This window comes from Colwellia sp. MB3u-55, assembly GCF_014076785.1.
In the GTDB taxonomy this organism is placed as follows: Bacteria; Pseudomonadota; Gammaproteobacteria; order Enterobacterales; family Alteromonadaceae; genus Colwellia_A.
Window position 1 is genome coordinate 348198 of the sequence record NZ_JACGUS010000122.1, and the last position, 24554, is coordinate 372751.

Below are 24554 nucleotides of genomic sequence, written 5' to 3' on the forward strand. Positions count from 1 at the left end.
TATTAAAAAACAGGCAAAATGTTAACAAATAAAAAGAGTCATCATCATGCAAGATAACCCAGTAAATATCAGTTCCACTATAGTAAAAACTTTTGTTTGGAGTAGAAATATTCGTTTATTTCATTGGTTGAATGTCTTGTCAGTACTTTTGCTTATTGTTATTGGTAGCGTTATTTATTTTGGTAAAGACCTAGGTATCTCAACAGAAGGTAAAATACTGCTTAAAACAATACATGTATGTGTGGGCTATGTTTTTGCTGCAAATTTAATTTTTAGAATTATTCTTGGTTTTATTGGTAAAGGTTATGAACGCTGGGGACAAACACTGCCTTTTAACAAAGTATTTAAACAAGAACTAGCCGATTTCAAAAAAGATAAAAATAAGACCTTTAAAGGTCATAGTCCACTGGGTAAACTTATGGTTGGCGCTTTAATGTTAAGTCTTTCTATTCAAATGATTTCAGGTTTAGTGATTGCGGGTACTGACATTTATTATCCTCCTTTTGGGCAGTATTTTGCTAGCAACATAGCTCAAGATAAAAGCCAAGTATCCTTAATTAAGCCTTACAGTAAAGAAAATGTTGATGCAGATGCTTATAAAGAAATGCGTAATGTAAGAAAGCCTTTTATAACTGCTCACGTTTACAGCTTTTACTTTTTGTTGCTGTTGATCCCACTACATATTTTAGCGGTATTTTTTGCTGAGCGACGTGAAAAACATTCTATTGTTTCTTCAATGATCCACGGCTTTAAATATTTACCTAAAGACAAGTAAAACTACTTTTATCCTACCGCTGTGATAATGACCTACTCACCACATAGTGAATAAGTGGGTCGCCTCCTAACTAAACCTAGTTACGGATGAAACAATTTGACTATAACTGAGAATAAGCACTGTATAAAAAACCAGTTATTGTGCTAAACTTATTCTAATGGTTAGTATTGAACCCTTGGAAATTCTATTGAAACTATATATTGCCGAAAAGCCAAGTTTAGGACGTGCCATTGCGGCAGCTTTACCCAAACCCCATAAAAGTCAACAAGGCTATATAGCGCTCGGCAATGGTGATATCGTGAGTTGGTGTATTGGTCATATTCTTGAGCAAGCCGATCCAGAAGTTTACAACGATGACTTTAAAAAGTGGCGAATGGAGCATTTGCCTATTATTCCCGAGCAATGGCAACTGACCCCAAAAGCTCAAACACGTTCACAACTTAATGTCTTACGAAAATTGGTAAAAAATGCCAGTGAAATTATTCACGCTGGTGATCCCGACAGAGAAGGTCAATTATTAGTTGATGAAGTAATTGATTTCTTAAAAGTGTCTAAGACAAAAAAACAGCAAGTAAAACGTTTATTGATCAGCGATTTAAATTTACCGGCAGTAAAAAGGTCACTTAACGCATTAAAAAGTAACCAAGATTTTATGCCTTTATCTGTATCAGCGCTGGCTCGTTCACGTGCTGATTGGTTATACGGTATTAACCTTACCCGCGCCTATACTTTGCAAGGACAAAAAGTAGGCTTTAATGGTGTGCTTTCTGTAGGGCGAGTACAGACGCCCTTGTTAGGTTTAGTGGTTGAGAAAGATCGCCAAATCGCAGACTTTGTTCCCCATGATTATTTCGATGTTTATGCCGATATTATCACTCCTGGCGGTGAAAAATTCATCGCAAAATGGCAGCCGAGTCAAGCTTGTACTTCCTATATGGATGAAAATAAAAAAATAATTAATAAAGCACTCGCAGAAAACGTTGTTAGTCGTATCACAGATAAGCCCGCTATAGTGACCTTGCTTACCGAACAAGACAAAAAGCAATTTGCCGCACTGCCCTACAATTTGTCAGCATTACAGATTGATGCCGCGAAGCTGTTTTCAATGAATGCAAAACTAGTACTGGATGTTTGTCAGGCATTATATGAAAAGTATAAATTAATCACCTATCCCAGATCAGACTCTAGATACTTGCCGGTAGAACATCATCAACAAGCCAAAGCTATTATACAAATTTTAGCAGAGTCAAAGGACAAGTATGCCGAGTTTGCCAAAAATGCCAACTGCACGGTTAAAGGTAAGGCGTGGAATAACAGTAAAGTAAGTGCTCACCATGCGATTATTCCTACAGAGAAGTCAGCCAATAATATTTCTCTTAACTCTTTTGAAAAAAACATTTATCAGCTCATTGTTCGCCAATATCTAGCACAATTTTACCCGCCTTATTGTTACCAACAAACACAAGTAGAATTAGAGATAGCGCAAGGTAAATTCACCGTTAATGCTAAAGTTCCACAGCAACTTGGTTGGAAAATCATGTTCCAATCAAGCAAAACAAAAAAAACGCCCCAAACAAGTAATGACCAAGCATCTTTTACAGAGCAATTATTGCCAAAATTAACCCAAGGCGAAATACTGCATTGCCAACAAGGTTTAATTGCTGAAAAAGTGACACAAGCACCAACCCCTTACAACGATGCAACACTGCTCGGCGCCATGACAGGTATTGCCCGTTTTGTACAAAATTCCGAGATTAAAAAGATCCTCAAAGAAACTGATGGCTTGGGTACCGAGGCGACACGTGCAGGAATTATTGATCTACTTTTTAAACGAGGGTTTTTACAACGTATTGGTAAAAATATAACGGCTACAGATATTGGCACTTCACTAATTAACGCTTTACCTAAAATAGCAACTACGCCTGATATGACCGCACAGTGGGAAGCAACACTTAATGATATTAGTGAGCGGAGAAGTAACTATCAAAATTTTATTACGCCGTTGACTGCAACGCTAAAAAGTATGGTCATTCAAGCTGAACAACAGTCTTTTGAGCAATTACCCAAAGTGCCTTTTAAGCGAAAATCAAAAAGAAAGACGCGCTTTAAAAAGGCAGGGTAATATTTTACTGATGATTGACTCTACTCAGTACTTGAAAAAGAATGTCACGAGGTGCCATCCAAAAAGTATATAAAAGAGATTAGTTAAGGATACCAGTTAATATTAATACCGCTATAACAGCTAGACATAACAACAGAGTCCGCTTTGCCAACCTCACTAATAAACAAGGTTCAGCAGTACAGTCATCAGGGTCAACCATAAAATCTTCAGACTTTTGCGCAACACTAATTAATATTTGGTTGGGCTGCTTGTTGATATCAAATAAATTTTCTAACCATACCGGCATGGCTTTTGAGAAGTGTCCTACCAGCATATAACCAAAAGCAACCATGCGTACTGGCAACCAGTCGACCCAAAAGAGCATATCTTTCAATAACTGAGATTCATTTTTTTCGATAGAATCTGTTGTTTTAACCTCATTATTTACTTCAACATCGGCTTCATCAACCTCAGCGTTAGCTTTTTCTTGCTTGTCTGAACATTCTTCTGCAAGCACTTCAGGACATTCATTCATGGTCACTAGTAGACGATAAAATAATGCACCAGCAGGTCCAAAGACAACGAATAAAATCATAATAGCAATAAAATATCGGTAATTTAACCATACTAATAATTGACCAAAACTCATTGGTGCGCTGCAGGTATCTTGTTGCAGTTGGCTATGATGCAATTCACATGTTGTCGGCTCGCCTCGAAAAGCCGACAATAAATAAGCTTTGTAGCTCTGCCGCGTTTTCGTACAACCAAAACAAACAATCAAAATCAAGGTTGAAAAGATTAAATAGAGTAAGCCATCATCAACGAGCTCGAGCAATAAGTCACAAACAACAACGGGGATGGCAATAAAGATAAGCTGTGAGACAATTGACAGTTTGGCTAAATGCATTAATTTAGTGCGTTTAAATAGATCAACATAAGCATGAAAATAGGTTTGAAATTGCCACGCTGTCGTCGACAAGTAACGCTCTGCCGCCAAGGCAATAAGTAAGCTAATAAGACTCATATAGTTTTCCTAATTTATTATCCACTTGTAGAATGAGTATATCGCCGTGGCCATTCAAACACTCTGATATCTGCATTTTCATTGGTAACGAGTATATACCCTTTGCTATTGAATTAACTAGACTTTAAACAATCATGAAAATGTTGCCAATTAAAAGCATCACCTGGATCTGTCTTTCTCCCTGGCGCAATATCACTATGCCCAGCTATATTACTTTTAATGTCGGGATAACATTGTTGCAATGCTTGGGTTAATTGCGCCAAAGTATGATATTGCGCTGCTTCATAAGGAATATCATCAGCGCCTTCAAGCTCAATACCAATAGAAAAATCATTACATTTATCAAGTCCTTGATAGGAGGATACACCAGCATGCCAAGCTTTATCATCAAATGAAACGTATTGAATAATATGCCCTACTCTGGTTATTAGACAATGAGCAGAAACTTTTAGCTGGGCAATTTCTTCAAAATAACAATGTGCTTTACTATCTAACTTTCCTAAAAAAAAATCAGTAATATAGCCACCACCAAACTGATTTGGCGGTAATGAGATATTATGTACCACCAATAAATGAACCGTATCATTTTTATCTCGCACACTAAAATGTGGTGATTTTTGTTGTTCTTCATTCACAAGCCAGCCACTGATAATAGGCATATTATTATTTTGCTTGGCGGACAATTTATTTTTTAAGTCTTTCGTCATACAATAGCGTTAATATTTAATTTCAAAATTTGTGAACAGAGTATGACTGAATTTGATTCGACAAACAAAATGGGAAAAATATTTATTTGGTTAGCGTGGTTAATTGCGTTGGCATTAATGGTGTTTTTTTTTCAAGATGTACTTGATAAGCAATGGGATCCTAACAAAGATCCGCAGATGAGTTTAAATGCACAGGGTAAAGCGGAAGTAACGTTACAACAAAACCGCCAAGGTCATTATGTAGCACATGGTGAAATAAATGAGATGCCTGTGGTTTTTTTACTCGATACTGGAGCAACACAAGTGTCGATTCCCGCTTGTATAGCAGAGCAATTGCAGCTCAAGGGAAACAGACCGTCACTTGTTAATACGGCCAATGGCACTACCACTGTTTATCAAACTGAATTACAACAGCTCAGTATTGGTAATATTTATTTGTATGATGTTAGCGCCCACATCAATCCCAGCATGCAGTCTAATGAAATTCTATTGGGCATGAGTGCATTAAAAAGGGTAGAATTCAGCCAGATAGGTAAGAAACTTATTTTACGCGAGCAATGATCTACCTGCTGTGATTTACTGGCGATAAACGCCCCACTAAAAACTCACTTAATTATTTACCAACAAGAGAATAAAATTCAATGCTTTCTGTGCAACTACAACACGATATTAAAAAAACAGTAACTTGGGCATTATGTGAAGATTTAGGTGTTGATAACGCCGACGCATTAAAAAATAGCCAAGATATTACAGCTGAGCTAATTCCACTGAAAAATATAGCGGTTGCTAATATCATTACCCGTGAAGATTGTATTATTTGTGGTGTGGCTTGGGTTAACGAAGTTTTTGCCCAGCTCGATGTGATACATAAGACAAAAACGGATATTACTTGGTTTGTTAACGACGGCGAAAGTGTCAAAGCCAATAGCACTTTATTTGAATTATCTGGAAACGCACGTGTTCTTCTTACTGGCGAACGATGTGCTTTAAATTTTTTACAATCCCTTTCAGGAACCGCAACATTAACTAGTCGCTATGTTAAAGAATTATCGGCGAGTAACACTAAGTTACTTGATACCCGAAAAACAGTGCCTGGTTTACGCAGTGCGCAAAAGTATGCGGTAACATGTGGCGGCGGTGTTAATCATCGTATTGGTTTATTTGATGCTTTTTTAATTAAAGAAAATCATATTGCCGCCTGTGGTGGCATCGAGAAGTCGATTCAAACGGCTCGAAAAAACCATCCAAATAAAACGGTTGAAGTTGAAGTTGAAAATATCGCAGAACTCACTCAAGCATTAAAGGCTGGCAGCGATATTATTATGCTTGATAACTTTAGTCATGAAATGATTGAGCAAGCGGTTATAGCAACCGCTGAAATTTCACAAGGTAAAACCAAATTAGAAGTTTCTGGCAATATGACCATAGAATCACTAAAAAGCTATGCAAAAGCAGGTGTCGATTTTATTTCAGTGGGCGCATTAACTAAAAATATCAATGCTATTGACCTTTCTATGCGCTTTGTTTAACATTTTAGTGTGTCATAATTAGTTAAAAAGATGTTACTTTTTGATTTTTTTTTAACTAATATCAAAAAAATGATAAAAAAAGTGTCACAAAATTTTACATTTCCTGATTTTTGTCGCAATATAAATTCAGCCCCCGTAATCATGTATGGATATACCTATTATGAACAATGTTAAATCTTTAAGAAATAAATCTTTAAATAAAGCAAAGGGTTTTACCCTTATTGAATTAATGATCGTTGTTGCGATCATCGGTATTTTAGCGGCAGTTGCACTACCTGCTTATCAATCATATACAACTAAAGCCAAATACACAGAAGTGGTGTTAGCCTCTTCTTCATATAAAACAGCTCTTGAAGTTTGTGCACAAGTTGAGGGTACACTTGTACCAGCTAGCTGTGGTCACAGTGTAGGTGGAGTACCTGCCGCTGCTACAGCTTCCGGTATAGTAACGTCTGTCACAATATCTGGTGGCGCAGCAGATGCTGTTATCATTACTGTAGTTCCTGTTGAACAAGGCGGTATTTTAGCAACTGATACTTATGTATTAACTGGCGCATATACAACTGGTAAAATCACTTGGTCTGATAATTGCACAACCCTTTGTTAATAAATTAATGATAACGTTAAAAAATAAAAGCTCCGAGAGGAGCTTTTTTTATTACTAATATTTATAGTTTCTTATTTTTCATAAAGTCAAAAATGAATTAAGCTATACTTAGCATTAACATTATGAGTAAATACATAATGCTATCTTCACCACTAAAAGGTCACCATGAAAGGTCATCATAAACAATCAAGTGTTTTAACTGCACTTTTAAAGCATGATATTGTCGCCGAAAACATGGTCGAATCCATCAGTGCTGACTTTCTTAAACAAACAAAACCTTTTGTACGATTTCTTATTGAAGATAAAAATTTAAACGCGGATAGTATCACGACCGTACTCTCTCGTAGTTTTGGCTTTCCGCTAATCGACCTTAACACTTTCGATAGTACGATGATCCCTGATGGTATTCGCAACGAAAAATTGATCCGCAAGCATAATGCACTGCCCTTATTTTTACGTGGCAAAGTGTTATTTGTCGCGATGTCTGACCCAACCAATTTAGATGCGTTAGAAGATATACAATTTAACACCGGGTTTCCTACCGAATTAGTGTTAACCAATGATCAAAACTTACAAGTCTTTATTGATAAAATTCTGGAAGAAGAAAGTAATGCTTTAGATATTACTGATATTGATGCTGCTGAACTTGCAGGTATTGACGTTCAAGAGGAGCGCCAAGAAGATGATAGCGCTACCGGTGATAAAGAAGATGCACCAATTGTTGTCTATATCAATAAGATACTACTTGATGCTATTCGCAAAGGGGCTTCAGATTTACACTTTGAACCTTACGAAAAATCTTATCGTATACGCTTTCGTGTTGATGGCATTTTAACTGAGATGGCAAAGCCGCCCGTATCACTTGCCTCTCGTATGGCGGCACGTTTAAAAGTCATGTCAAAGCTCGATATCGCTGAACGGCGAGTTCCCCAAGATGGACGGATAAAATTAGCCTTGTCCAAGAAAAAATCAATTGATTTTCGTGTTTCAACGCTACCGACGATGTGGGGTGAGAAAGTTGTGATGCGTATTCTTGACTCTTCTAGCGCGATGTTAGGTATTGAAATGCTCGGCTATGAGCCGGCGCAAAAAAAAATTTACATGGACGCTTTAGCGCAGCCACAAGGAATGATATTAGTCACAGGACCGACCGGCTCAGGTAAAACAGTGTCTCTTTATACTGGGTTAAATATTCTTAACACCGAAGAGCGTAATATATCAACAGCAGAAGATCCGGTAGAAATAAATTTAGATGGCGTTAATCAAGTACAAATTAATGTGCGTGCTGGTTTAACCTTTCCTAATGCGCTGCGCTCTTTTCTTCGCCAAGATCCCGATATTGTTATGGTAGGTGAAATTCGTGATCTTGAAACTGCTGAAATAGCGATTAAAGCCGCGCAAACCGGTCACTTAGTGTTGTCTACGTTGCACACAAACTCGGCATCAGAAACCCTGACTAGATTATTAAATATGGGTGTTCCTTCATATAACGTTGCCAGTTCGGTCAGTATTATTATTGCCCAGCGTTTAGCCAGACGTTTATGTAACCACTGTAAAGTTGAAGATGTTATACCTAGACCTGAACTAGAAAAACAAGGTTTTACCCCTGAACAACTTAGTGAAATAAAATTATTTAAACCCGTTGGTTGCAATCAATGTACGGGCGGCTACAAAGGTCGTGTTGGTATTTATGAAGTGATAAAAATCAGTGAAAAAATGTCTTCTATTATTATGGAAGGCGGTAATTCTATGGATATCGCTCAGCAGTGTCAAAAAGAAGGTTACAATAACTTACGCCAATCAGGTTTAGAAAAAGCCCATCAGGGGGTAACAAGTTTGGCGGAAATAAACCGTGTAACTTCTGCATAAAATAAACCGCTCACTATTATTTTTAGTGATCTTGACTAGTATTAACAATGATTAATATTTTAACGTTACAGGTAAACGCTATATGGCAACTTCAGGGGCTAAAAAAAGAAACTTACCGCAAGCTAAAGCTCTTGATACGTTCGTTTGGCAAGGGGTAAACCGTAAGGGTAAAAAAGTTAATGGTGAGCTACCCGCGACCAGCATACTAGAACTAAAATCTCAGCTACGCAAACAAGGCATTACCCCAGGGAAAGTAAAAAAGAAAGCCAAATCTATTTTTGGTAATGCCAATGATAAAAAAATAATACCTGCAGATATTGCCATTGTTACACGGCAAATTGCTACCATGCTTGGCGCTGGTGTCCCCTTAGTACAAACGGTTGAAATGATTGGTAAAGGTCATAGCAATGGCAATATGCAAAGATTGTTAGCTGATATCAGTAATAAACTGCAATCGGGTATTCCTTTATCTGGATGTTTACGCGACCATCCTAAATACTTTGATGACTTATATTGTGATTTAGTCAGTTCTGGCGAGCAATCGGGCGCACTTGAGACCATTTATGATCGTATTGCGACTTACAAAGAAAAAGCCGAAGCATTAAAGTCTAAAATTAAAAAAGCGATGACTTATCCTATCTCTGTATTAGTGATAGCATTTATTGTTACCTCAATATTGTTAATTTTTGTCGTGCCGGTATTTCAAGAAATTTTTGCCAGCTTTGGCGCTGAGCTACCTGCGTTTACTTTATTTGTTATTGCCCTATCAGAATTTATGCAAGCTTATTGGTATATAGGGTTAGCGGGGCTATTTATTGCCAGTTTCTTTTTTAAAAAAGCTCATCTTAACAGCCAAAGTTTTAGAGACCGAGTTGATAGGATAATATTAAAAATTCCGGTTATTGGTGCCTTACTCGAAAAGGCAGCCGTTGCCCGCTACGCAAGAACTTTATCTACCACCTTTGCTGCCGGTGTCCCCTTACCTGACGCATTAGAGTCGGCCGCAGGTGCGTCTGGTAATGCGGTTTTTCGTATTGCAATTCTTGAAATTCGCGCCGAAGTGTCATCGGGTATGCAAATGAATTTAGCAATGCGTAACTGTAATATCTTTCCTGATATGGTTATACAAATGGTTGCGATTGGTGAAGAATCAGGCGCTGTGGATGATATGCTTGCCAAAGTTGCCACAATATATGAGCAACAAGTTGATGACGCGGTAGACTCACTGACCAGTTTATTAGAGCCAATGATAATGGCAGTACTCGGCGTAGTGATTGGCGGATTAATTATCGCTATGTACTTACCTATTTTTGAAATAGGTAAAATTGTTTAGTGTCGCGCGCTAATATTTTTATACCTAGTTTTCACCATAGTTAATTAATAAATAATAAAAGGTTTTATCTTGTCTGAATTTATTCATCTGTTAGAAAGTAACTCGCTGTTTTTTTATGGCTTTGTTTTTGTTTTCTCGTTAATGATAGGTAGCTTTTTAAACGTAGTTATTTATCGTTTTCCAAAAATGTTAGAACAAGGTTGGTATCAAGAGTGTCGAGAATTTCTTGCCGATGAGCTCAAGCCATCATCGACAAAGCAAGTAGAACTCCTCACTTTATCAACGCCCGATTCTACCTGTCCACATTGCCAACATAGCATACGTTTTTATGAAAACATTCCTGTGGTTAGCTGGTTAGTGTTGAAAGGAAAATGTAGCCAATGTAAAAATAAAATTTCTGCGCGTTATCCATTAGTTGAATTAAGTACCACTTTATTGAGTTTAGTTATTGCTCAACATTTTGGTGTCACTGTTATCACTTGTTACGCCTTAATATTGACGTGGGGCTTAATTACCTTAACGATGATCGACTTTGATCATATGCTGCTCCCTGACCAAATTGTTCTGCCATTAATGTGGTTAGGCTTAATCGTTAATCTATCAAATGGAATTGTGCCCTTAGAAGATGCTGTTATCGGCGCTATTGCCGGCTACACTAGCCTTTTTACTATTTTTTGGCTGTTCAAATTAGCTACCGGTAAAGAAGGCATGGGCTTTGGTGATTTTAAGCTGTTTGCACTCTTTGGTGCTTGGCTAGGTTGGCAGTTATTACCCTTACTTATTCTAATGGCGTCGGTAGTCGGTGCCATTATTGGCATTAGTTTAATGCTATTTAAAAATCATCAAAAAGGACAGGCGATTCCGTTCGGCCCTTACCTTGCGATCGCAGGTTGGATAACACTTTTATGGGGTGAAAATATCTGGTCTTGGTATTTAGCCCAAGTGCTTTAGCAGGATGACAATGATTATAGCAAAAAAGATCGTTATTGGTTTAACCGGTGGTATTGGTTGTGGCAAAACAACCGTTGCTAATTTTTTTGCCAACTTAGGTATCGATATTATTGATGCCGACATCGCGGCAAGAAAAGTTGTCGCACCGAACAGCAACGCATTACTGCAAATATCTCAGCATTTTGGCAAGACGTTTATTATGCCAGACGGCACCCTTAATCGGGCCTTATTACGCAGTCAAATATTCAGTAATGAAGCTGACAAACAATGGCTTAATCATTTACTTCACCCGTTAATAAGACAAACGATACTCGAAGAGATCCAGCAAAGTCAGTCACCCTATTGCTTGCTTGTCGCCCCTCTACTTATCGAAAACAACTTACAGAGTTTAGTTGCCCGCATTTTAGTAATTGATATCGGCGAATCAGCACAAGTTAAGCGTGCGGTATTGCGTGATCCTAGTTCGTCGGATGAAATAAAGCGTATTATTGCCAGTCAAATATCAAGGGAAGCTCGCTTAAAACATGCCGATGATATTATTGATAACTCCAGTTCTGACTTGAACTTGATAAAAGCGAGTGTCATTAAGCTTGACCAAAAATATCGAAATTTAGCAACGAGTTAGTAAAATTGTACAAATTTTACTATTTTTAGCAAAAAAATTCGCCATTTCTGTTGGGTGTCGTTAGTATGGAAAGCTAAACACTCAGCTTTATTGATGACATCAGGTTAATGACTAAAATTTTATATGAACATCCACTTAACGAACGGATCCGTAACTACCTTAAACTTGAACATTTATTTGCTCAGGCACAAGATTGCCTGCAGCGTAAAATTTCAGTCAGCCATCAAGTTTTCTTTAACGCCTTATTTGCCATTATTGATACCTTAGAACGAAATGATGTTCGCGGTGACTTAATTAAAGATCTTGAAAAACTAGAACAAAATTTAGTGATCTGGTCACAAGCGCCTGAAATAGATGACAGTATCTTAGCTGAAAATCTACAACAAACTGTCGAGCTTATTTGTCTATTAAAACCAAATACTCCTGTGTGGGCACAACTCAAACACGACAAGTTTCTAGCGACCTTAAAACAACGCTTTGCCATGCAAGGTGGTAGCTCAAGTTTTGATTTACCACAACTACAGTTTTGGTTACATCAAGACAGTGAGATTCTTGCTAAAGATGTCCAAGGCTGGCTCGCCCTGCTTGAACAAGTTAAAAGCGCTTTAGATATGATATTAAAGTTTATTCGCCAACGGGCAGAATTCAAACAAATAGATACCGAGAGTGGTTTTTACCAAGATAATGGTGAGGGTATTTTATTACTTCGTATTAAAGTTGACCAAAAATCACCTTATTACCCAACGGTAAGTGGCAATCGTCTGCGTTATTCTATTCGCTTTATGTCTCTTTGTGATGAAACCGGACGTAAGTATTCAAATAAAGCCACCTCATTTCAATTAGCTCGCTGTTAGCATTGCCTTAATTAATTTCACAAATACCCTTTATCCATTCAATATGCAGGTTTCATCTTGGAATAGGAAGGGTATAATCCCACCACTAAATATTTAATTACAAGCACCAACTATGACCTTAAAAGTATCATGTCCAACGTGTCAAAAAGAAGTTATTTGGCAACCAGAGAGTCAGTTTCGACCTTTTTGCTGCAAACGTTGCCAGTTAATTGACATTGGTGAATGGGCTGATGAAGGACATAAAATCAGCCAGCCATTACAAGGTGATATTCAGTTAACCGAAGAGATGCTTGACGCACTCGAAGGTGAGTTCTTGCAAAGTAATAAGTTTTTTGTTGAACCAGAATAGTATTAATTATTCATCAGCAGTTTTTCAACAATCGCAACATTAGCAGCGGGAAAGTCACATTGGCTTAATTGCGCTAATGTGAACCAAGCTGATTGCTGCCCTTCTTGGGCAATAGGTTCGTGTTGGAAGTTATCAACCACATAAACATCTAATAACACCTTTTTATCGCCATAATCATGGCTAACTTCAATGAGCGGGTAGCAAGAGAGAACATCTATTGCTACTTCCTCTTGAAGCTCTCTGTGCAGAGCCTGAGCAACTGTTTCATCTTTTTCCACTTTACCACCAGGAAACTCCCATTTCCCGCCTTGATGCGCATTATCGAGGCGCTTGGTAAGAAAGTACTGCTCTTCTCGCATGATAACACCGACAGCTACATGTACTACTTTTTGCATAACTCTTTCCTAAAGCTTTAAATTAATCAATGATTTTGTTGTTAACGTAAAAAACAAATCTAAGCTTAAACACCAAAGCGTCTAATCATACCCTACGCATAATTATATATAACCATGCATTGCCATATCTCTGAAAGCGACATTGTTCGAACGTATTTAGCTAGTGATGACTCGTCTGTAACAAAAATTATAACTGAACACTGCAACAATTATCTTCATTAGCATTGCGCACATAAAAAACGCCAGTTAATAACTGGCGCTTTTTTCAAACATCTTAATAAATAACGATTAGGTTAATTTACCATGACATTGCTTATATTTCTTACCTGAACCACATGGACAAGCTTCATTACGACCCACTCGTTGTATTTCTGGCTTTGTCTCTGTACTGCTAGCAGATTCGTGAGTATATTCTTTTGGAATATCTTCAGCTTTACGATGTTGCTCTTCAACAGCTTCAACATCAGACTCAGCACGAATTTTTACCTTGCTAAGAATACTGATAACGTCATATTTGAGGGTCTCAAGTAATTCACCAAATAACTCAAAAGATTCACGCTTAAACTCTTGCTTAGGATTTTTCTGAGCATAGCCACGTAAATGTATACCTTGACGTAGATGATCCATCGCCGCTAAATGTTCTTTCCAATGAGAATCTAAGCTTTGTAACATAACAGCTTTTTCAAATTGACGAATAACATCGGCACCAGCTTGCTCTTCTTTCTCGGTATAGTTAGCTTCAACTTCTGCGAGTAATTTTTCACGTAAAGTTTCTTCATGCAATTTAGTATCTTCTTCAAGCCACTTTGCAATAGGGAACTCTAAAGATAACTCGCCCTTAAAGCGCTCTTCTAAACCAGAGATATCCCACATTTCTTCCATAGATTGCTGAGGAATATGCTGATTTATAATGCCAGTTACTACATCTGTACGAATATTTTTAATAACATCAGCAATATCAGCTTCGTCCATTAACTCGTTACGTTGTTCATAAATAACTTGGCGTTGATCATTAGAAACATCATCGAACTCGAGCAGTTGTTTACGAATATCGAAGTTACGACCTTCAACTTTACGCTGAGCATTTTCGATGCTGCGAGTGACCCATGGATGTTCAATGGCTTCGCCGTGCTCCATGCCTAACTTGCGCATCATGTTTGAAATACGTTCTGAAGCAAAAATTCGCATCAGGGCATCTTCCATCGATAAGTAGAAGCGAGTTGAACCTGCATCACCTTGACGTCCTGAACGGCCGCGTAATTGATTATCAATACGACGAGACTCATGGCGTTCAGTGGCAACTATGTGTAAGCCACCTAGTTCTAATACTTTATTGTGCTGTATTATCCATTCTTCTTTCGTTTTAGCGATGCTTTCTTTGCTTTGGTCTTTTAATTTAGCAACAATCGCATCAAAGTTTCCGCCTAAAACGATATCGGTACCACGACCTGCCATGTTGGTTGCAATAGTTACTGCGCCAACTTTACCCGCATCAGCAACAATTTCAGCTTCTTGCTGGTGAAACTTAGCATTCAATACTTTGTGCTTAATTTTTGCTTTCTTTAAGAAGTCAGATAAAAACTCAGAGGTTTCTATACTAATCGTACCAACAAGCACAGGTTGTCCGCGTTCAACACAATCTTTAATATCTTCTAAAATCGCTTCAAACTTTTCATCTGCGGTTAAATAGATCAGATCAGCAAGATCTTTACGGATCATCGGTTGATTGGTTGGAATAACTACGGTTTCTAAACCATAAATATGATTAAACTCAAATGCTTCTGTGTCAGCAGTACCTGTCATTCCCGATAATTTTTCGTAAATACGGAAAAAATTCTGGAACGTTATCGAAGCTAAGGTTTGATTTTCGTTTTGAATATTCACCCCTTCTTTTGCTTCAACGGCTTGATGTAACCCTTCTGACCAACGACGGCCTTCCATCGTACGACCGGTATGTTCATCAACAATAACGATTTCGTCATCTTTAACAATATAATCGACATCTTTTTGGAAAAGCTTATGGGCACGTAATGCCGCCATAACATGATGCAATAAGGTAATATTGGTTGCTGAAAACAAAGAATCGCCGTCTTGAATGAGACCTTTCTCATTCATGATTTCTTCAATTCTTATTTGGCCATGCTCTGTTAGATAGATTTGCTTAGACTTCTCATCAATGGTGAAATCACCTTCAACAAAATCTTTAGATTGTCCGGTATCTTTATCTTTGTCTTCTTCGTTTTGTAGTACTAACGTAGGCACAACAAGGTTAATTTGACGGTAAAGTTCAGAGCTATCTTCGGCTTGACCCGAAATAATCAAGGGAGTTCTAGCTTCATCAATTAAAATTGAATCGACTTCATCAATAACAGCAAAATTTAATGGCTTTTGCGTACGTTCTTCTGGCGAGAAGGCCATATTGTCACGTAAATAATCAAAACCAAATTCGTTGTTAGTACCATAGGTAATATCTGAATTATAAGCCGCTTGCTTTTCAGCTGATGCTAATCCGGCAATATTACAACCTACCGTCATATCTAGAAAATCAAATAATGGTCGACACCAGTCAGCATCACGTGTTGCTAGGTAATCATTCACCGTTATAACGTGAACACCCTTACCTGTTAATGCATTGAGGTAAGAAGGAAGTGTCGCGGTTAACGTTTTACCTTCACCAGTGCGCATTTCCGCAATTTTACCATCGTTTAAGACCATGCCGCCGATCATTTGTACATCAAAGTGGCGCATGCCAAAGACACGTTTACTGGCTTCACGTACAACAGCAAATGCTTCTGGTAGGATACTTGATAGAGATTCTTCTTTGGCTAAACGCTCTTTAAATTCTGCGGTTTTTGCTTTTAGTTCTTCGTCAGAAAGAGCTTCCATAACGGGCTCTAAGGCGTTTATTTTTAAAACTTCTTTATTCATTTGTTTAATTAATCGATCATTACGACTACCAAACATTTTTGTCATTAACTTTACAAACATCTTGTTAAACCATATTGATATTAGAAGAAATACTTCCGCTGAAAATAACGTGACCAACAAGGGTCACATAAATTGTTTTTATTTTGCTTTTCTATATACGAACTTAATTGGATCTATTTGTGCATTATTGCGTAAAATTTCGTAATGAATATGAGGTCCAGTCGAGCGCCCCGTGCTACCCATACGTGCAATAATTTGTCCTTTGCTAACCACATCTCCTACTTTAACGAGTAAATTTTTATTATGACCATAACGAGTTTTTAATCCCCTACCGTGATTAATCTCGATAAGTTGCCCGTAGCCGTACCGGTCACTTGCCCAAGAAACAACACCTGAAGCCGTTGCAATTATCGCAGCACCTTCTTTACCTGCGAAATCTACACCTTTATGTATCGCTGGTTTGCCACTAAATGGGTCTTTTCGTACACCGTAATATGAAGAGAGCCAACCACCAATTATTGGTCGACCAGACAAATAGCTGCTACTTTCTATATGGTGACCCAAAGTCAAAGATTCAAGCGTAGTCAGTTGATTTTCTTCGTGGTGTAAACTTTCTTCTAGTGTTGATATTTCAGTTAACAACTCTGCCAGTGGCTTTTTATAATGGTTTTCACTCTGCAGCATAGGACCACCTGATGGTGGTAATTGTTGAAAATTAAATTCATTCTCTGGAATTGAAGCTTCACTTGCTAAACGGTCACCTAAAGCATTCAGTCGTAACACTTGGCTTTGCAACTCAGCGAGTTTCATCGTTAGTGCGGTTAATTGTGGTTCACTTAATTGCCGAGGATCTATCTTAGCGGGTGAATTCAAAGCATAGGGTACAGCTTTTGGCACGTCATCAGCAGAAAAAATCAAATGAACAACAAAGCCTGATATTAGCGCAAATACAGTAATCGCAGACAACCAATGCAACTTATTCAGCGTCATTGAAAATCTAACGTTCTTTCCACGATATAGTAGTGTTAAACTCATAATTACTTAAATACTATTCCAAAGTAGAGTGGTTAATGGCACGCAAAACAAGAAAACCTTCAGATATGTCAGAGCTCTTTCAATCATCGAAAGGCACTTTGGCACAAATAGCAGCAAAAACCAACTCTTTAACTATCTTGTCTGACATTGTACGCCAAACTTGCCCTGACCTGCCAGCAGATGTCTGGCATATTGCCAATTTTAAGCAAAATTCTTTAGTAATTGAAGTCACATCTGCTGTTTGGAGCCAAAGACTACAGTTTGAACGGATGAATATTTGCCGTGAACTGGCCATCGCTACCGACAAGGCTTTTGATCAAATTGAAATTAAGGTATCACCTTATCGCAATAAAGTCGTTTATCAATCTGAAGAAAAACCCGCGGAGCCATTACATATCTCACAAAACACCGCTAACCAATTATTGGCTATAGCTAAAAACGCGCCTGAGAGTTTACGTAAAAAATTAGAAAAATTGGCAAAACACGCTGACAAAAACGCCATATAATAATTTTGCCTAGATATGATTTATACCCTTTATCTTAAAATAAAAAACCAGTCATTTGACTGGTTTTTTTTATTGAATAACATTAACTTTAAATTAATTAAAATGCGGCAGCCGTTACTTCTTGATATTGGATAGGAGACGGTGTTTCATCTTCGTAAGTCACCCATTCCCAACTTTCTTTTTGCTTAAAGACTTCTCTTAATAAGATATTATTTAAGCCATGTCCTGATTTAAAGGCGTTTAACTCACCTAAAATACTGTGACCACACATGTACAAGTCGCCAATCGCATCGAGTATTTTGTGTTTAACAAATTCATCGTCATAGCGTAATTCATCTTTATTAAGCATGCGGTATTCATCAAGTACAATGGCATTTTCTAAACTGCCACCTAAAGCTAAATCGTGAGAGCGAAGAAATTCGATATCACTCATAAAGCCAAAAGTACGTGCTCGACTAATTTCTTTAATAAAAGAACAGCTAGATAAGTCCATGCTCATCGTCTGACATGTTTTAGAAATAACAGGATGTTCAAATTCAATAGCAAAATTAATTTTAAAACCATGATAAGGCTTTAATTCTGCCCATTTGTCACCTTCTTCAACACGAACAGTTTTCTTTATGCGAATAAAACGTTTTGCTGCTGCTAATGTTTTGATACCAACCGACTGTATTAAATAAACGAACGGCAATGCGCTACCGTCCATAATCGGGATTTCAGGAGAATCTATTTCAACAATTAAGTTGTCAATACCTAAACCTGCGGCAGCTGATAACAAGTGCTCGACGGTGGAAATCTTCACACCTTGTTCATTGACTAAGCACGTACACAAAGTTGTCTCGCCCACAGCTTCAGGCGTTGCTGAAATTTCAACAATCGGATCTAAATCTATGCGGCGAAAAACAATACCAGTATTGGCTGGCGCAGGACGGAGAGTCAACTGCACCTTTTCACCTTTGTGTAAACCAACACCAACGGCGGTTACACTGTCTTTTAATGTACGTTGTTTAATCATAAATGCCTTATTAAGCTTTTACTAACCTTGAAATGCACCGTCCTCTTTCGACGGGCGCACAATATAGCAGAAAAACTTAACAAAATCAAAATATCAGCTTTTAGCTTCACATTGTTTCACACACAACTGTTCAACCAGCCGTATCCTAGTCACAAATTAATTCGAATAATATTAGCGATTATATACACTATTTTTATTCTCTGATGACAAAATTAACCGTTCAAATTAGTCAGCTTGTTTACGTAAAAATGCCGGGATATCTAAATAGTTCTCGATATCTGCTGCAGTTTGTACTTGAGCATTGCTGTCTTGCATTGCAATCGGCGCTGTATTCACTTCTGCCTGTGGGCTAGCAATAAATTCTTGGCCAACGGCAATAGGTGCACTAGTAGGAGCTGGATTTACTAGTGTTATATCTGGCTTACGATCAGCACCAATACCGGTTGCAACTACAGTTACACGTAACTCATTAGTCATTTCAGGGTCGATAACCGCACCAACAACAACCGTTGCATTCTCAGAAGCAAAGGCCTTTACAGCATTACCCACTGTTTCAAATTCATCGATACTAATATCCATGCCAGCAGTAATGTTTACCAAAATACCCCGAGCTCCGGCTAGATCAACATCTTCAAGTAATGGACTCGAAATTGCTGCTTCTGCAGCTTCTTCTGCACGGTCAGGACCCGATGCAATACCAGAGCCCATCATTGCTGTGCCCATTTCTGACATAACAGTACGCACATCGGCGAAATCAACGTTAATCAAACCTGGACGAGTAATTAGCTCTGCAATCCCCTGAACAGCACCTAATAATACATTATTTGCGGCCTTAAAAGCGTCAAGTAACGACGTACCTGGGCCTAAAACTTTTAATAATTTTTCATTAGGTATAGTAATTAATGAGTCGACACTTTTCGATAATAACTCAATACCTTGATTAGCATAGTTCATGCGTTTTTTGCCTTCAAATGGGAAGGGTTTGGTAACAACAGCAACCGTTAATATGCCCATTTCTTTTGCAATTTCAGCAACAACTGGTGCAGCACCCGTACCTGTACCACCACCCATACCTGCGGCGATAAAGATCATATCAGCCCCTTGTAGCGTTTCTCTAATCGTTTCTCTGTCTTCTTCAGCGCTGCGACGACCTATTTCAGGGTTAGCGCCGGCGCCTAAACCTTTAGTAACATCTGCACCAAGTTGTAAAGTAACATTGGCTGCTGAATTACGTAATGCTTGTGAATCAGTATTTGCCGTTATGAATTCAACACCTTCAATGGTTTGACAAACCATGTGTTCAACTGCATTACCGCCACCGCCACCAACACCAATGACTTTGATTACTGCTTCTTCGTTATGATCTTCCATTAATTCAAACATTTTTACTCTCTCCGATTTTTATGTTTTATTCCACCAAAACGCGATTTAACTCTTACTTTTTACTTACCCACCATGATTGAGGTAGATTATAAAAATTATTTACTCTTCTTGTAACAAAAGTTTTAGTGAGGGTTAAAACTCACCTTTAAACCATGCTAAGATACGCGAAGTAATACTAGCAATACCTTCACTTTTCCTACTCTCTATACTTTGTTGTTCATTGGCTTGCATACCGTAATGTAATAAACCAACAACTGTTGAGTACGTTGAATCATCAACATACTCTTTTAAACCACTCATACCTTTTGGCTTAGCGACACGAACTGGCATCTGAAAAACTTCTTCAGCAAACTCAACAACACCTTCCATTTTCGCTGTACCACCGGTTAACACATAACCCGCGGCAATTTGATCTTCTAAGCCCGCTTCGCGTACCGCTTCTTGAATAAGTTCAAAAAGCTCTTGGTAACGTGGCTCAACAACTTCCGCTAAAGTGTGACGAGACATTGAGCGTGCAGGACGCCCCCCAACACTGGGTACTTCAATGTTCTCTTCCATACTCACCATTTGTCGAAGCGCACAAGCATATTGCACTTTAATATCTTCTGCGTGGCTTAACGGCGTTCTAAAAATTTTTGCAATATCACTGGTGACCTGATTACCAGCCACAGGTATAACCGCAGTGTGTCTTAAAGCACCGCCAGCAAATACCGCAATATCCATCGTACCTGCGCCCATGTCTACCACACAAATACCGAGTTCTTTCTCATCATCAGTTAACACAGCATAACTAGATGCTAATGCTGAAAAAATAAGTTGATCGGCTTTTACTTCACAGCGCTCAACACATTTAACAATATTTTTAGCCATGTCGTTAGCACAAGTAACAATATGAACTTTGGCCTCCATTCGGACACCTGACATACCAATCGGGCTTTTTATGCCATCTTGACAGTCAATACTAAATTCTTGTGGTAATACATGTAACATACGTCGTTCCGCGGAAATCGGTACTGAACGCGCGGTATGTATTACGTTATCAACATCTTCTTGAATAACTTCTTTGTCATTAATTGGCACCATGCCATTTTCATTTTGACAACTAATATGCTTACCTGAAATACCTAAGTAAACCGAGCTAATTTGGCAATCGGCCATTAATTCAGCTTCGTTGATAGCACGCTGAATTGATTGAATAACCAAATTCAAATCATTAACGCCACCTTTATCCATACCTCGTGCGGGCTGATTTCCAACACCAACAATGCTTAATTGATTGTCCGGTGTTATTTCACCAACAGCAACAGATATTTTCGACGTTCCTATGTCTAAACCTACTACCAAATTTCTTTCGTTTACTTTTGACATTAAAGTTAAGCTCTTTGTTTATTCTCTGCGGTTTTCCAACCAACAGCGAGTCCAGTGTCATAACGTAAATCAACATAATCGACTTGCTGATTTTCTTCTTTTGTTTTCATTATTTGCGGGTAGACATCCATAAAGCGTTGTACACGCTCAATTTTGTTTTCTCTACCTAAATTAAGCGTTATGCCGTTCTTCAGCGTTAACTGCCAAGAATGACGTTCGGTAAGTAACAATTCATCAATTGACAACTCACTAAATTTCAGCAACTTACTTAAATTAACAAAGTTACTCAAGGCAAGATCTTCACTGCCTTCAGGACCAAAAAATGCGGGTAATGCAGACTGCAAACGTGTGGTGTCTGCCTGAAATGCTTTACCGTATTGATTAATTAAAAAGTCACCATTCCATAAAGCAATCGGCGTTTGGTCAACAACATAAATTTTCAGTTCATTCGGCCATTTTTTTCGTACCGATACCGAGTATACCCAAGGCAATTCAGCCACTTTCTGTTGTACGTGATTGACATCAACATTAAAAAAGTTTCCTAAGTTAACATCTTCAATCGCATTTTCTATATCTTGTCTATTGGTAAACGGCATTTCACCGCCAATAACAATCGACGTAACAGGCATTGACTCTTCAGATGACATTTTATTATTTAAAAACCAACTGAATGAAATAATAGTAATAATCACCAGCACAAAAAAAGTCACACCGAGCCAAAAAGACCAGTGTAATTTTTCTAGTTGCTCCGTCATTAATGGTGACAATGACGGTTGATTTCTACTAGTTATTGTCATTATTTATCTGCTAATTGTCCTGTGCTAATGGCGACTATTTTTGTTACCAGCTCACTAAAACTTAAGCCGTGTACCTTTGCTGCTTTAGGTACCAATGACGTTTCAGTCATACCTGGAACAGTATTTACTTCCAGTAGTTGCCATTTATTTTCATTGTTGCGCATAACATCTACGCGCCCCCATCCTTTTGCACCAGTTGCTTTAAAAGCTTTAAGCGCTAAGGCTTTAAGCGCTTGTTCATCTTCATCACTCAAACCAGCAGGACAATGATATTGTGTTGTTGTTGATTGATATTTAGCTTCGTAGTCATAGAACTCACGAGGCGTTTCCATATGAATGGCGGGTAACGCTTCTTCGCCTAAAATGGCCACCGTATATTCAGGGCCATTAATCCATGCTTCTACTAAAATTTGGTCATCATATTCAAAGGCAGTCGTTAATGCTTGGTGTAATTCATTGGCTGTTTTGGCTTTGGCCATACCAATACTTGAGCCTTCATTGGCTGGCTTAACCATGACCATACCACCGAGTGTCGCCAGTATTTTTTCTGCTTGAGTTTCTTGGTAAGCCTCTTTTTCTACAATAGCAAAAGGCGCAGTCGGTAATCCTTGTGCTTGAAACACTTGCTTGCTACGAATTTTGTCCATGGACAACGCAGATCCTAAAACATCAGAACCGGTATAGGGGATGCCCATATATTGTAAAGCCCCCTGTACACAACCATCTTCACCGCCTCGACCATGCAAAGCGATAAAAACCCGATCGATATTTCGTTTAGCTAAGCCAGCTAAACAAAACCCTCGAGTGTCGATGAGTTCAACGTCAAAACCAGCTTGTTGTAGACCCTTGGTAATCGCTTTTCCAGAATTAAGTGATACTTCGCGTTCTGCTGAGTCGCCACCATATAAAACAGCTAACCTTTGGTCTTTCAGTGATTTCACTTTTTAGCCCCTTTAAGGTCAACATTTAGTAACGGGTTTATCATAATTTCACGAGCTATAACGCCAATAGTACCTGCGCCTTGTGTAATAACCATATCGCCGTCTTGTAATTGCGCTTGCAACAATTCTGCTAATATTTCAGCGCTACTAACATAGATAGGTTCAATTTGACCACGCTGGCGAATACTTCGCGCTAGACTTTTACTGTCAGCACTATTAATAGGCGCTTCGCCCGCCGCATAAACATCGAGTAAAAATAAGCAATCAACTTCAGACAACACTTCAACAAAGTCTTCATATAAATCACGCGTACGTGAATAACGGTGTGGCTCAAAAATCATCACTAAGCGTTTTTCAGGCCAGCCATTTCTCATCGCTTTAATTGTTGCTTTAACTTCACGAGGGTGATGTCCATAATCATCGACTAAGATCATCTCACCTTTTTCTGTCGCTAAATTAGCCAATTGTTCAAAACGTCTACCGATACCTGCAAATTTTTCTAGAGCACTGACAATAGCCGCGTCGGCTACGCCTTCATCAGTTGCAACTGCGATACTCGCTAAAGCGTTAAGCACATTATGTTCACCGGGTAAGTTTACTGACATATTGATATCAGCAAAACCTTCACGCTGTACGGTAAAATGACTAACGCCACCATTTTGTTGAAAGTTTGTCGCTCGTACATCAGCATCTTCACTAAAACCATAGGTGATCACTTGACGACCCATTCTTGGAATGAGTTCACGCACAACATCGTTATCTATACAAACAACCGCTAAACCATAAAACGGTAAGTTATGTAAAAATTCGATGTAGGTATCTTTAAGTTTTTCAAAATCACCTTGGTAAGTCTCCATGTGATCTTCGTCGATATTAGTGATCACTGAAACCATAGGCTGCAGATGCAAGAATGACGCGTCACTCTCATCGGCTTCTGCAATAAGGTAACGACTTTTACCCAAACGCGCATTGGTGCCTGCGCTATTTAATAAGCCACCAATCACAAATGTTGGGTCTAGGTCACCTTCAGCAAAAATACTTGCAATCAAACTGGTCGTTGTTGTTTTGCCATGAGTCCCCGCAATCGCAACACCATGGCGAAAACGCATTAATTCAGCTAACATTTCCGCACGACGTACCACAGGAATACGTAACGTTTGCGCATTCACCAATTCTGGGTTATCGGCTTTAATTGCCGTTGAAACAACAATAACACTCGCACCAACAATGTTATCTGCCGCATGACCTATAGTAATCTTTGCACCTAACGCCATTAAGCGAGTAACAACTTGATTTTCGCCAATATCAGAGCCAGTAATTTGGTAGCCTTCATTTAACAATACTTCAGCAATACCCCCCATACCTGCACCGCCAATACCAACAAAGTGAATGCTTTTTACGCGGCGCATTTCTGGTAATTTAATAGGTGCGGTGTTATTGGCTATTTTATTTCTCATTATCT

At 38.5% G+C, this 24554-nt stretch carries 23 protein-coding genes; 12 read left to right on the forward strand and 11 right to left on the reverse strand.

The features are described 5' to 3' along the window. Nucleotides 1–46 precede the first annotated feature (46 nt). Nucleotides 47–775, forward strand: coding sequence for a cytochrome b/b6 domain-containing protein (locus H4J66_RS17735; RefSeq protein ID WP_182176256.1), 729 nt, complete (start codon nucleotides 47–49; stop codon nucleotides 773–775). Nucleotides 776–962: 187 nt separating this feature from the next. Continuing rightward, nucleotides 963–2897, forward strand: a complete 1935-nt coding sequence (locus H4J66_RS17740; RefSeq protein ID WP_182176257.1) for a DNA topoisomerase III — start codon at nucleotides 963–965, stop codon at nucleotides 2895–2897. Nucleotides 2898–2976: 79 nt separating this feature from the next. On the opposite strand, the gene ampE is transcribed toward H4J66_RS17740, so the two are convergent. Together ampE and ampD are read right to left on the reverse strand one after the other, a co-directional pair. Beyond that, entirely contained in the window at nucleotides 2977–3900 is a 924-nt protein-coding gene (gene ampE, locus H4J66_RS17745; protein WP_182176258.1) for a beta-lactamase regulator AmpE, read from the reverse strand. A 113-nt stretch (nucleotides 3901–4013) separates the two neighbouring features. Further along, the gene (gene ampD, locus H4J66_RS17750) at nucleotides 4014–4607 is read right to left on the reverse strand and encodes a 1,6-anhydro-N-acetylmuramyl-L-alanine amidase AmpD (protein WP_259369170.1); all 594 of its coding nucleotides are present in this window, start codon (nucleotides 4605–4607) and stop codon (nucleotides 4014–4016) included. A gap of 42 nt (nucleotides 4608–4649) precedes the next feature. Between ampD and H4J66_RS17755 the strand changes: the two genes are divergently transcribed. The 9 genes from H4J66_RS17755 (at nucleotide 4650) to yacG (ending at nucleotide 12724) form a co-directional block, all read left to right on the forward strand. Beyond that, a complete protein-coding gene (locus H4J66_RS17755) occupies nucleotides 4650–5168 on the forward strand; it encodes a TIGR02281 family clan AA aspartic protease (RefSeq protein ID WP_182176259.1) in 519 nt (172 codons plus the stop codon). Between the two features lie 89 nt (nucleotides 5169–5257). Then, nucleotides 5258–6136: a carboxylating nicotinate-nucleotide diphosphorylase gene (gene nadC, locus H4J66_RS17760; protein WP_409049368.1), complete on the forward strand. Its 879-nt coding sequence runs from the start codon at nucleotides 5258–5260 to the stop codon at nucleotides 6134–6136. Between the two features lie 160 nt (nucleotides 6137–6296). Beyond that, the gene (locus H4J66_RS17765) at nucleotides 6297–6743 is read left to right on the forward strand and encodes a prepilin-type N-terminal cleavage/methylation domain-containing protein (protein ID WP_182176261.1); all 447 of its coding nucleotides are present in this window, start codon (nucleotides 6297–6299) and stop codon (nucleotides 6741–6743) included. Nucleotides 6744–6908: 165 nt separating this feature from the next. Next, nucleotides 6909–8612 (forward strand): type IV-A pilus assembly ATPase PilB, encoded by a 1704-nt coding sequence (pilB, locus tag H4J66_RS17770; protein WP_182176262.1) that lies wholly within the window; start codon nucleotides 6909–6911, stop codon nucleotides 8610–8612. Between the two features lie 82 nt (nucleotides 8613–8694). Then, nucleotides 8695–9945, forward strand: coding sequence for a type II secretion system F family protein (locus H4J66_RS17775; protein WP_182176263.1), 1251 nt, complete (start codon nucleotides 8695–8697; stop codon nucleotides 9943–9945). A 69-nt stretch (nucleotides 9946–10014) separates the two neighbouring features. After that, complete coding sequence (locus H4J66_RS17780) at nucleotides 10015–10896, forward strand: A24 family peptidase (RefSeq protein ID WP_259369171.1); 882 nt, start codon at nucleotides 10015–10017, stop codon at nucleotides 10894–10896. 10 nt (nucleotides 10897–10906) lie between these two features. Beyond that, nucleotides 10907–11521 carry a dephospho-CoA kinase gene (coaE, locus tag H4J66_RS17785; protein ID WP_259369173.1) on the forward strand — a complete coding sequence of 205 codons (615 nt, stop codon included), beginning with the start codon at nucleotides 10907–10909 and terminating at the stop codon, nucleotides 11519–11521. Nucleotides 11522–11628: 107 nt separating this feature from the next. Then, entirely contained in the window at nucleotides 11629–12375 is a 747-nt protein-coding gene (gene zapD / locus H4J66_RS17790; RefSeq protein ID WP_070374765.1) for a cell division protein ZapD, read from the forward strand. A 112-nt stretch (nucleotides 12376–12487) separates the two neighbouring features. Further along, nucleotides 12488–12724, forward strand: a complete 237-nt coding sequence (yacG, locus tag H4J66_RS17795; RefSeq protein WP_070374766.1) for a DNA gyrase inhibitor YacG — start codon at nucleotides 12488–12490, stop codon at nucleotides 12722–12724. A gap of 2 nt (nucleotides 12725–12726) precedes the next feature. Here yacG and mutT read toward each other — a convergent pair whose 3' ends face one another. The 3 genes from mutT to H4J66_RS17810 all read right to left on the reverse strand — a co-directional run bounded on the left by mutT (nucleotide 12727) and on the right by H4J66_RS17810 (nucleotide 17037). Next, complete coding sequence (gene mutT / locus H4J66_RS17800; protein ID WP_182176265.1) at nucleotides 12727–13119, reverse strand: 8-oxo-dGTP diphosphatase MutT; 393 nt, start codon at nucleotides 13117–13119, stop codon at nucleotides 12727–12729. Between the two features lie 288 nt (nucleotides 13120–13407). Next, nucleotides 13408–16107, reverse strand: a complete 2700-nt coding sequence (secA, locus tag H4J66_RS17805) for a preprotein translocase subunit SecA (protein ID WP_182176266.1) — start codon at nucleotides 16105–16107, stop codon at nucleotides 13408–13410. A gap of 78 nt (nucleotides 16108–16185) precedes the next feature. Further along, entirely contained in the window at nucleotides 16186–17037 is an 852-nt protein-coding gene (locus H4J66_RS17810; protein ID WP_259368442.1) for a M23 family metallopeptidase, read from the reverse strand. Nucleotides 17038–17117: 80 nt separating this feature from the next. On the opposite strand from H4J66_RS17810, the gene H4J66_RS17815 reads away from it, so the two are divergent. Next, nucleotides 17118–17588, forward strand: a complete 471-nt coding sequence (locus H4J66_RS17815; protein ID WP_070374770.1) for a DUF721 domain-containing protein — start codon at nucleotides 17118–17120, stop codon at nucleotides 17586–17588. A 97-nt stretch (nucleotides 17589–17685) separates the two neighbouring features. On the opposite strand, the gene lpxC is transcribed toward H4J66_RS17815, so the two are convergent. The 6 genes from lpxC to murC all read right to left on the reverse strand — a co-directional run bounded on the left by lpxC (nucleotide 17686) and on the right by murC (nucleotide 24549). Next, complete coding sequence (gene lpxC, locus H4J66_RS17820) at nucleotides 17686–18603, reverse strand: UDP-3-O-acyl-N-acetylglucosamine deacetylase (protein ID WP_070374771.1); 918 nt, start codon at nucleotides 18601–18603, stop codon at nucleotides 17686–17688. Between the two features lie 225 nt (nucleotides 18604–18828). Further along, complete coding sequence (ftsZ, locus tag H4J66_RS17825) at nucleotides 18829–19986, reverse strand: cell division protein FtsZ (RefSeq protein WP_182176268.1); 1158 nt, start codon at nucleotides 19984–19986, stop codon at nucleotides 18829–18831. A 132-nt stretch (nucleotides 19987–20118) separates the two neighbouring features. Continuing rightward, the gene (gene ftsA, locus H4J66_RS17830) at nucleotides 20119–21354 is read right to left on the reverse strand and encodes a cell division protein FtsA (protein ID WP_182176269.1); all 1236 of its coding nucleotides are present in this window, start codon (nucleotides 21352–21354) and stop codon (nucleotides 20119–20121) included. Nucleotides 21355–21359: 5 nt separating this feature from the next. Further along, entirely contained in the window at nucleotides 21360–22151 is a 792-nt protein-coding gene (locus H4J66_RS17835; protein ID WP_259368441.1) for a cell division protein FtsQ/DivIB, read from the reverse strand. Then, nucleotides 22151–23092 (reverse strand): D-alanine--D-alanine ligase, encoded by a 942-nt coding sequence (locus H4J66_RS17840; protein WP_182176270.1) that lies wholly within the window; start codon nucleotides 23090–23092, stop codon nucleotides 22151–22153. The genes H4J66_RS17835 and H4J66_RS17840 overlap by 1 nt, the downstream gene beginning before the upstream one ends. Continuing rightward, complete coding sequence (gene murC, locus H4J66_RS17845; RefSeq protein ID WP_182176271.1) at nucleotides 23089–24549, reverse strand: UDP-N-acetylmuramate--L-alanine ligase; 1461 nt, start codon at nucleotides 24547–24549, stop codon at nucleotides 23089–23091. The genes H4J66_RS17840 and murC overlap by 4 nt, the downstream gene beginning before the upstream one ends. Nucleotides 24550–24554: the final 5 nt, after the last annotated feature.